This window comes from Streptomyces sp. SP18BB07, from assembly GCF_036322545.1.
In the GTDB taxonomy this organism is placed as follows: Bacteria; Actinomycetota; Actinomycetes; order Streptomycetales; family Streptomycetaceae; genus Streptomyces; species Streptomyces deccanensis.
Window position 1 is genome coordinate 1 of the sequence record NZ_JAQYWT010000268.1, and the last position, 9,192, is coordinate 9,192.

The window sequence follows — 9,192 nt, forward strand, 5'->3', positions numbered from 1 at the left end:
CAGTAGAGCTACGGCGCACAGCCGCAGCACTCAACGAGCACGGCCTGACCGGCAGGGACATCGCACACGTCTTGGGAGTCTCACCCCAGCGCGTCTCGCAGTTGCTCAACGACCAGCAGGCCCGAGGTTAAAAGACAAGCTTAGAGGTCTCCGTGACCTGCTAAAACGCGGTTTGCAATCTTGTTTTCCCTGTCGTGATTCTTGAGCCGTGCCGAGGCGCCCGGCGCACCCACATCACGACAACGGGAGGAAGACTCCACCGTGTTGACGTACATCGCAGAGCTCACCCAGACCGTTCCAGCCCTGCTCGGACTCCTCTGGCTCGTCGCTCTCGCGTCCAATCCGATGGCCCCGTGCGGTCCGTCCGCCAGGCACCCCGCGAAGACCATCACCGACCACCTGCGCGCCATGGCCAACCACGCCCGGGCGGTGGCAGTGTTGATCGCCCGGAAGTCCGGCGCTAGGGGCTACAAGTAGATTGTGCCCCGGCGGCAGGCGCCATCCGCCGGGGCACCTCGCATGGCGGGTTCACGACGTTCCGCATCGATCGGCCAGTGAGCAGCCACGTCTCGCAGGAGCCTCGCCTACGCCACGATCCGGGCCGCCTCATCCCGGGCGACGTGCGGTGTCGTACCAGGCTGAAATTCCTCAGGGCCTGCTTATAGCTGGTGACGAGGGTTGATGGAGACGCGGTCAGCCGTGTCCGCGCGGTGTAAGGCCGGGTGGCGAGGCAGACTGGAGGGCGGCTCGGGCTCGGTGGCACGGGCCCAGTCGTGGGAGTGCATGGTCTCGGTCTCCCAGTCCTCGAATAGATGGCGGAGCACCGCCGGATCGCGGGCGGTGTCTCGGTGCCAGCGGATGAAGGCCCGTCCGGCAGGACGGGGCGTATCGCAGGCCGGGCAGAGCTCTATCCACGACGATGTCTGGCGACGCCTGCCCAGTCCTGGGCGTGCTCCCGGAAGACGGCGAGGTTACCTTCGTCTGGGGCGCCCACTCCGCCGCCCCCGGTCTCTTCACCGACCAGGAGACGGCGGCGGTTGGCCTCGCTCTTGCCGATGCCCACGGGGCCACAGGGTAGGCGCCGTCGACTACGACCTCGGGAGCGTCTCGGGCGCGGGCCTACTTACGCACGATCAGTGAGGTGTGGCAGCGGCTGTTGGAGACGCGCTGCGGCTGAACGGCGACGTACAAGAAGACTGGGGAGGTTCCCCGGGCTACCGTGAGTGGTGGGGCCGATCTTCCCGGAGGGCTGAGCCGTGGCCTCACGCTCGCACCGCTTACTGACGCCCGACGACCTCGGACCGCTGCTGCTCCTCGCCGTCCATGAGGTCAACCGCAGCCTGCGCACCGAGGCCCTCGCGGCGTGCGCCGCGCTCCCGCTGGACAAACCGGCTGCGGAGGAGGTCGCGGAGCTGGTCCTCAGCCGTTTCCGGGCGGAGGCCCTGGTGCCGGACTCCCTGGTCGAGGCGGCCGGACACCTCCCTGTGATCGAGGTGCGTGCCGTCCTGGAAGGGTGGGCCGCTGACGACGGCTCGGCCCACCAGGACGCGGCGCGGCGGGCGCTGGCCACCCCGGAGCGGCCTGCCGTCACACCTTCGGTACGGGACGATCCGGGCGAGTGGGCTTCCGCTCTGGCCGTGCAACTGGCTGTGACCGAACGCCTCCTGGACGGTCGTGGCTTCCCGTCCGACCTGTCCCCGCTCGCCTCCCTCTTCGTAAGTAGGAGGCAGCGGCTGCTGTCGGTGCTGATCGCCACCCTCGTGGATGCCGTGGACGAGGACGACGAGACCCTCCGGGCTGCCACTGAGCGCCTCGGACAGGTCGTCGAGGTGCTGCCGGACGCGCTTGCGGCGGATCTCCCTCAGCTCTCTCGGGCGGTGCCCGAGGGCCGGGCCGACTGGCTGGGTGCGGTGCTGAGCCTCGCGCCGCCGGCCGAGGTGGTCGGCAGTGTTGTCGCACGGCTCAGGGGTGAGGACCCGGACGAACGCCTCGCCACGCTGCGAGGACTGTCCAGGGTGGCGCCCCATCTGGGCCGCCCTCCCGTGCGCTGGCCGGAGCCGACCTCCCGCCCCGGCGAACTCGCCCACCTGACGCGGCTGCTGGAGCCGGAGACCGGATACGGGGAAGCCGACGAGCCGACGACAGGCGCCCATCTCCCCCCTCGCCCCGCCCATGTGTTCGAAGTGCCCTATCCCGCACCGCCCCCGCCCTCGCCTCCGCAGCGCGAGGAGACCGCGCAGCCGTCGGGCCCGCCGGCCGGGCCCCTTGCGCCGCCCCCGGGATACGGGAGCGTGGCCGGGGGAGGGCAGGCACCCGTCGAAGGGACAGGCCGGCACCCAGTGCCCGGCCGCCTCCGAAACTGGCTCAGACGCAGGGGCGCCGAGCGCGAGTTTCGCGTCCGAGCCGTGGCGGGTGGCACTGCGGTTACCGCCCCCACCCGCGAGGCCTACGCCCGTCTCGAGGCCCCCCAGCACGTCGTGCCCGAGGAAGCCTTCGAACTGCGCGTCGGGCTGGCCCCGTTCCCCACGCCCGAGGTCGTCCAGCCCGCCCCCCTCACCGTCCCCGCCGACGCGTTCACGCTCGACGTCTCCGTCCTGGCGCACGGTTTCGCCGTGGTCGGTGAGGAACCGCTCACTGTGCGCATGCGGGCCGGGCCGGACGACCCGTACCCGTACCGGATGCTCCGACTACGGGCGGTGGACGATCCGTCCCTGGCCGCGGAGCGGGTGATCACCGCGGTGTACGCGGTCGCCGGCAGCGTCGTCGGGGTCGCCCACCGGACCGTATGGGTGGGGGAGGCGCCCGGGGAGCCGGCCGGTGACGAGCTGCGGATGCAGGCGGCCGGAGGCGTATGGGTGCTGCCGGAAGAGGCGGACGCCGGCACCAGGCCGGATCTGGAGATCGTCGTGGCCCCGGGGAACGACGGCGACGGGCGGCAGCACTGCTGGCTGTACCGCTCGCCGCACCCGGGCGTCGGCGCTTGCGACAAGCCGCTCGTGACCACGCTCGGCGGTGAGGCCGACTGGGCACGCTCTGTCATGCGCGGCGTGCAGGAGCGCAAGGACGCCTACGACCTGGCCCACTACCTCAAGGGAGTCGGCCGTGAGGTGAGCGGCGCCGTGCCGGAGGAGGTGTGGGCCGCCCTGCGGGCCGCAGGGGACGGGGCCGGTCCGCCGAGCGTGCTCCTGGCCACCTGGGACCCGTACGTCCCCTGGGAACTGGCCCTGCTGTCGGAGCCGTTGGACCCGGCGGCCCCGGCCCACCTCGGTGCCCAGGCGGTTGTCGGCCGCTGGATCTACGGCGACCGGCAGCGCACCCCGGCCCCGCCCGCGCATCTGCAACCCCGCACGATGTCCGTGGTGACCGGGGACTACACCGTCGCTGAACTCAAGGAGGCGAAGGCCGAGGCCAAACACCTCATCCGGCACTACCGCGCGAATCCCGTCGACGCCACCACCGACCAGGTGCTCATGGCCCTGGAGGGCGAGCGGGGGCCGGAGATCCTCCACCTCGCCGTGCACGGGAAGTTCAGCACGGAAGAGCTGGAGGACGGTCTGAAGATGGTGGACGGCACGTACTTGAGCCGACGGTCCGTCAGCGGAGTGGAGGCCAGCGGGGTGCGGCTCGTGTTCCTCAACGCCTGCCAGGTCGGGCAGGGCCGCAGCGAGCTGGGCGCGTACGCGGGCATGGTGCCCGCCTTCCTCGGCATCGGGGCGCAGGCGGCCGTCGCCCCGCTGTGGAACGTCGACGACAAGGTCGCCAAGAACTTCGCCCAGGACTTCTACAAGGCCGTGCTGAAGGGCGGCACGGCCCCCGCCGAGTACCTGCGCAGGCGGCGTGCCGGAACGCTCGGCGCGGCCGGGGCCGAGCTCTCGACCCCGCTCGCCTATCTCTTCTTCGGCCACCCTCGGCTGACCGTCCAGTGGACCGCGGAAGGCCCTTCGGCGGAACGGGAAGGAACGGACGATGCCTGATCTCGAACGGGACGGACGCAGCGAACTCCCCTATGGTCTGGTCCTGCGCTCCTCGGAGGTCGGCGGCCGCGTCGGCGAGGTCCGCCGATGGGCCGCGGCAGGGACGCCGGTGCGCGACGCGGCCCCTGGCGGGCTGCCCGAACAACTTCTCGCCGATGACCTCCCCGAGCCCGCTGCGCGCCTGCTGGGCACCGCGGCGCAGGAGGCCGGGATGCGGCCGGTGCTCACCGTGCCGCTGCGCGACTTGGCCGTGCCACGCCGCCCCCGCGGGCCCGATCGGAGCGTCGCTCCCGGCCCGCACCTCCTCCTGGAGGCGCCTGCGCCCCCTCCGGACGAGGGGCAGGTCCTGCTGGAGGCAGACGCGACCGGGGTCGTGCGCTGGGTGTTCCCAGGAGCGGCGGTGCGGGGTGGCCGCACGGACCGGGCCGCCGGGGCCCAGACGTTCCGTGTTCCGATGGAGCAGTTCGCGCTCCCCGCCGCCGGGCCGGCGGCGGACCGGGGCATCGTCGGGTTCGGTGTCGGCAAGGTCCTGCACCTGCTGCGGTTCCCCATCGAGCGGGCAGCCGGTCTCGCGGCCGACTTCGCGGTCAGCCGATGGGAGGAGAAGCACCGCCCGTACGGGCTCTGGCTCACCACCCCGCAGACATTCCTCGCGCCAGGCAAACAGCCGGGTGACAGGCCCGGTGAGGGGTCCGGCGTGCCGGTGAGCGCGGGCCGGCTCGCCGAGCTCGCCGACCGGCCCTTCCTGCTCTTCGTCCACGGCACCTTCAGCAGGTGCCGCACCGGCTTTCGCGGCATCGCCGAGGACGAGCCGCTGCTGCACGACCTCCACCGGCGCTACGACGGCCGCGTCCTGGTCTTCGACCATCCGACCGTCCACCTGGACCCGGTCGACAACGCGCGCTGGCTCCTGGAGCACCTGCCCGCCGACCGGCGACTCACCCTCGACATCGTCACCCACTCACGCGGCGGTCTCGTCGCCCGCCACCTGAGCCAGGACGGCCTGGCGGGCGCGGGACGGCCCGCCCCTTCCGTCCGCATGGTCGTCCATGTCGCCACCCCCAACGCGGGCACGGCCCTAGCCGAGAAGCAGCGACTGAGCGATCTGCTCGGGGTCTTCACCAATCTGCTCGGGCTGTTCCCGGAAGAGCTGGTGAGCACCACCCTGGAGGTCGTCCTCGAAGTCGTGAAGCACGGTGCTACTGGTGTCCTCGGCGGGCTGGACGGTCTGGCGGCGATGGACCCCGCGTCGGAGGGGCTCAGTGAACTCAACGCATCCGCCGTCCCGTCCGAGGTTTCGGTGCGCGCGGTGACGTCCGACTTCGAGCCCGCACAGGACGCGTCGTTGGCGATGCGCGCGCTCGACGCGCTGGTGGACCGGCTCTTCGGTGTCGGCAACGACCTCGTCGTACCGACCGAAGGCGTCCACCGCGCCGGTTCGTACGTCGTGCCCGATCCGCTCGTCGTCCCGTCGGCAAGCGCCGTCGCCCACAGCGGCTTCTTCCGAGAGGCACAGGTCCGCGCTGGCCTCTCACAGTGGCTGCCGGGGAGCTGACCGCGCTCCGGACGTGCCGTTTACCGCGGCACGAAAGGCCCTGGCACCCAGGAAAGGCGAGACGCCTCGGATGTTCGTGCATTCGCGCTGGGCGTAGGAGACGTTGGCGACCTGAGGCGAGAACGGGTAGCCGCTGCCGCCCCAACTGGTCTGCATGCGAACGGATGTCCATCTGTGTGATGACGCGAAGTGCTGAGTTTGTTCATTTCAATAGACGTCCCATTCATCTGTCTGAATACTGGTTCCATGGCGAACGACGTGTTCAGCGAGGCGGTGCGTGAGCGCAACGCGGCAGGGATGACCTTCAACCAGATGGAGGCGACGACGTGGGACGTCAGCGGGAAGGACGGCAGTCGCTCTTCCGCGTGGTGGAACAACATGGCCAGGTGGCAGATGGACACTCCGCCTGCACCGAAGTACGTCCCCGGTATCGCGGCGGTACTTGGCATTCCCGAGCGTGAGGTTCACGAGTTGATCGCCGAGCAGTGGTACGGAGTACGCCCCGATGATCGTGTGCCTCGACGACTCCGTTCCCTCCTGTCGGTAGCACGCGGTGTCGCAAAGATCGATCTTGTGACTCTCAAGGAGGTGGCCCAAGCTTTCAGTGACAAGCACGCCGTGGAGACAGAGTTGGCGGAGCTGAGGGACCAGGGAGGAATCGAGGACGTGCACGAGGACGAAGAGGAGGCCGCCTGAGAGTGACCATCCCTTCCAGCTGTAACTGATTATTGGCTCGTGGTGGGTCTGCTTAGCCGGAATCAGGAATCGCGCGGGACACGACAAGCGGCGTCCGCAGGTATCCGGCTAACGCAAGGACTTCGTCAGGATGGCCCGGGAGCACAGGGGGAGAAGATGACGAGGGAGATCCCGCAGAGCACGGGGCGCATGGTCGAGGAGGGGCAGCTCTACCGTGACCTCGACCGGTACATGGCCGACCGGGACCGGCGGCTGCGCGTGGGCCCCACCGGCCCCGATGGCCGCGCCGCCTGCGTCGTCGAGCACGATCTGCACCAGAATGGTGCCCTCGTCGGACGCACCACCCCTATCCACGTCAGCAATCTCGGCAATCCCCGCAAGTTCGAGCTGCTGGCGGAGACCGATGCGGTGGCCGCCGACCCGCGCTACACCCGGCCACTGACCAACCAGGAGAACGGCGACTGCGACGCCCACCGCATCCTGTGCGACGACGGACCCGGCATGGCAGTGCCCGGCGGCATCCGCGACGTGCCCCGCGACCTGACCGGCCGCCCCGGCGAGCGCTGGTGCCCCTCCTGCCTGCCCGCCGCCGCGTCCCGCCGTGAGGAGTCGCAACCGTCATGACGTCCCACGGACTCGTCCCCACCGCCGGCCGCGTCCCGGCCGCCCGGCGCCGGGCCGAGCCGGACATCGTGTCTCCCGCCGGAGAGCGGATCTCGGCGTCGGCCGCCCGCAAGCTCAGCAACGCCGTCCCACGCAGCTCCCGCAACGCCCGGGCCAGCCGCTGGAGTTCGTACGCCCTGTGGTGCGCCACCTACAACTGGGCCGAGGACGAGCCCAACAGCGTCCTGTCCTCCCTCTCCGACCTCGGCGACCGCGGCCACCCCGCCAGTTCCATCGAGGCCCACTTCAGCACCCTGCGCGCGATGCGCGCCATCCAGGGCGAGCCGCTGTCGGACAAGGAGGTCAAGGCCTGCCAGCTCGTCATCCGCCACCGCGCCGGCGAGGGGGCCGACGACCCCTTGGTGGAGCCCGGCCCGCTCCAGGCCGACGCCATCTGGACGAACTGCGCCTGATGGTGCGCACTCTGGACCGCACCACCGTGCGCGGCAAGCGGGACGCCGCCGTCCTGCTCATCGCCTGGTGGATGGCCGCCCGCGCCAGCGAGCCCGCCCGCCTCAACCTCCACGACGCCAAGGTCCCGCACCGTGCAGATCAAGGACGAGGACGGCCGCAAGCGGTCCCACCAGGCCCTGATCATCAAGATCCGCCGCTCCAAGGCCGACCAGGCCGCGCGCGGCCAGGAGGTGCGCATCCTCGCCCCCGCCGATCAGGAACTGTGCCCCATCCACGCCCTGCGCGAATGGCTCGACATCCTCGCCCACGACGGACAGCTCACCCCCGGCCCGCTGCTGCGCCGCATCGACCGCCACGGCAACATTGGCGCCAAGGCCGCCGGCCGCCCACCCAAGGACGACCGCCGCCGCGGCGGCATCACCGCCGACACCGTCAACGACATCATCAAAGCCGCCGCCCGCGCCGCCCAGCTCACCCCCGCCCCCACCCCCGAAGAGCGCGCCGCCGCGGCCCGGGCGAGGCAGGAGGCCTTCGCGGCCGCCGCCGCGGCGCCCACCGCCGAAGAGGCCAACGCCATCCTCAAGACCTGGCGCACCACCCGGCGCGCGGCCCACGCCGCCGCCCGCCGCGTCACCGGCCACAGCTTCCGCCGCGGCTGGATCCAGCAGGCCCTGGCCGCCGGCAACCCGCCCGAGACGGTCGCCCTGCACTCCCGGCACTCCCTGCGCAGCACCGCCTTCGACGCCTACCGCCGCAAGCGAGTCCCCTGGAACCAGAACCCCACCCGGCTCCTGGGCCTGGCCGCCTGACCAGCCGCTCGTATTGCTGCGGTACGCGCTTACTGCGGCGGGCTGCTCCACCAGGGACAGGCCGCATTTCTGTTCTGGCGTAGAGCGAAACGATCAAATCGACACTCACTTCCTCACGGGTAAGGCGGGGGTGATGGGATGTGATGAGGCATGCACATTAGAGGCGGTTACCAGCGAGCGAAGGGGCTGCTGGCGCCGCCAGCAAGGTGGCTGCGGGCACGACCGCGGGGGCTGCTTCTGATGCTGTTCAGCGTTGTCTTAATCGTTGGACTACCTCTGGTCCTTTGGCGTGGGCCGTGGTGGTTCGACGGCAAGTACCTTCGCAGCGACGATCTGCGCTCAGGCTCCGCGAATTTGGTTACTGGTTTCCGCACAGCAGTTGTGCAGAGCGTGGTGGCGATCGGTGCTTCCATCGCGCTGCTATACACCGCCCGTACTTACCGCTTGTCTGTGCGCGGCCAAGCAACCGACCGGTTCACGAAGGCTCTGGAGCGGCTCGGTTCGGACCAGTTGTATATCCGCGTCGGTGGCATCTTCGCACTCGAACAGATCGTGCAGGAAGTTCCCGAGCAGGCCACACACGCCGCGAGAGTCCTCAACGCATTCGTACTTGACCGTGCGCCCCGACGACGCATCAAGTCGAACACTTCCGCGGTGATTGCAGCTCGTCGCGCTGCGCGAGGTCGCTCAGCACAACGGGAAAGCTCGATGCTGCCAGATGCGCCGGCCGAGGATGTAATGGCAGCACTGCGCGCACTGACTCGCCCTTCATCACGTCGTCTTGTCGACAGCACTGAAATCATCGACCTCCGCGGTTGTCATCTTGCCGGTGCTTGGCTCGATGGGATGGATCTCACCGATGCCTGGCTCGACGGAGTGGACCTCACCGGCGCTCAATTGGGTCATGCAAAGCTCACACGTGCCCGGCTACGCGAAGCGGACCTACTGACCTTTCCGTTGAGTTGTCGGGGGTGACATCGCTTGATCCCTGCGGTAGTTCGTGGCTATGAGGTATGCGCAGGGTGGTGGCCTCACTCCTCAAGGCCAGGCCGCGCGGGAGCGAGTGCGCATGCTCGCCGCC

10 protein-coding genes are annotated in these 9,192 nt (G+C 70.1%); 9 read left to right on the top strand and 1 reads right to left on the bottom strand.

Going from position 1 to position 9,192, the window contains the following annotated elements; genetic code table 11:
• On the top strand, nt 1-131 hold a 131-nt coding region (locus PUR53_RS48140; RefSeq protein ID WP_443080294.1), incomplete at its 5' end, for a helix-turn-helix domain-containing protein.
• Nucleotides 132-264: 133 nt separating this feature from the next.
• Complete coding sequence (locus tag PUR53_RS11745; protein ID WP_329908253.1) at nt 265-477, top strand: hypothetical protein; 213 nt, start codon at nt 265-267, stop codon at nt 475-477.
• A 182-nt stretch (nt 478-659) separates the two neighbouring features.
• Here the strand turns inward: PUR53_RS11745 and PUR53_RS48145 are convergent, their stop codons facing one another.
• Nucleotides 660-941 carry a DUF6300 family protein gene (locus PUR53_RS48145; protein ID WP_443080295.1) on the bottom strand — a complete coding sequence of 94 codons (282 nt, stop codon included), beginning with the start codon at nt 939-941 and terminating at the stop codon, nt 660-662.
• Nucleotides 942-1,256: 315 nt separating this feature from the next.
• On the opposite strand from PUR53_RS48145, the gene PUR53_RS11750 reads away from it, so the two are divergent.
• From PUR53_RS11750 to PUR53_RS11780, 7 genes are all read left to right on the top strand, one after another.
• A complete protein-coding gene (locus tag PUR53_RS11750) occupies nt 1,257-3,974 on the top strand; it encodes a CHAT domain-containing protein (RefSeq protein WP_329908254.1) in 2,718 nt (905 codons plus the stop codon).
• Nucleotides 3,967-5,529: an esterase/lipase family protein gene (locus tag PUR53_RS11755; protein WP_329908255.1), complete on the top strand. Its 1,563-nt coding sequence runs from the start codon at nt 3,967-3,969 to the stop codon at nt 5,527-5,529. The genes PUR53_RS11750 and PUR53_RS11755 overlap by 8 nt, the downstream gene beginning before the upstream one ends.
• Nucleotides 5,530-5,775: 246 nt before the next feature.
• Complete coding sequence (locus PUR53_RS11760) at nt 5,776-6,225, top strand: hypothetical protein (protein ID WP_329908257.1); 450 nt, start codon at nt 5,776-5,778, stop codon at nt 6,223-6,225.
• Between the two features lie 156 nt (nt 6,226-6,381).
• Complete coding sequence (locus PUR53_RS11765) at nt 6,382-6,849, top strand: DUF6354 family protein (RefSeq protein WP_329908259.1); 468 nt, start codon at nt 6,382-6,384, stop codon at nt 6,847-6,849.
• Entirely contained in the window at nt 6,846-7,301 is a 456-nt protein-coding gene (locus PUR53_RS11770; protein WP_329908261.1) for a hypothetical protein, read from the top strand. The genes PUR53_RS11765 and PUR53_RS11770 overlap by 4 nt, the downstream gene beginning before the upstream one ends.
• A gap of 132 nt (nt 7,302-7,433) precedes the next feature.
• Complete coding sequence (locus PUR53_RS11775) at nt 7,434-8,111, top strand: hypothetical protein (RefSeq protein ID WP_329908263.1); 678 nt, start codon at nt 7,434-7,436, stop codon at nt 8,109-8,111.
• A gap of 240 nt (nt 8,112-8,351) precedes the next feature.
• On the top strand, nt 8,352-9,086 hold the full coding sequence (locus PUR53_RS11780) for a pentapeptide repeat-containing protein (RefSeq protein WP_329908264.1): 735 nt from the start codon (nt 8,352-8,354) through the stop codon (nt 9,084-9,086).
• Nucleotides 9,087-9,192: the final 106 nt, after the last annotated feature.

Bases quoted from the DNA above. Each gene is read 5' to 3' on its own strand.
- PUR53_RS11760 (WP_329908257.1), top strand. From the start codon at position 5,776: ATGGCGAACGACGTGTTCAGCGAGGCGGTGCGTGAGCGCAACGCGGCA.
- PUR53_RS11765 (WP_329908259.1), top strand. From the start codon at position 6,382: ATGACGAGGGAGATCCCGCAGAGCACGGGGCGCATGGTCGAGGAGGGG.
- PUR53_RS11770 (WP_329908261.1), top strand. From the start codon at position 6,846: ATGACGTCCCACGGACTCGTCCCCACCGCCGGCCGCGTCCCGGCCGCC.
- PUR53_RS11755 (WP_329908255.1), top strand. From the start codon at position 3,967: ATGCCTGATCTCGAACGGGACGGACGCAGCGAACTCCCCTATGGTCTG.
- PUR53_RS11780 (WP_329908264.1), top strand. From the start codon at position 8,352: ATGCTGTTCAGCGTTGTCTTAATCGTTGGACTACCTCTGGTCCTTTGG.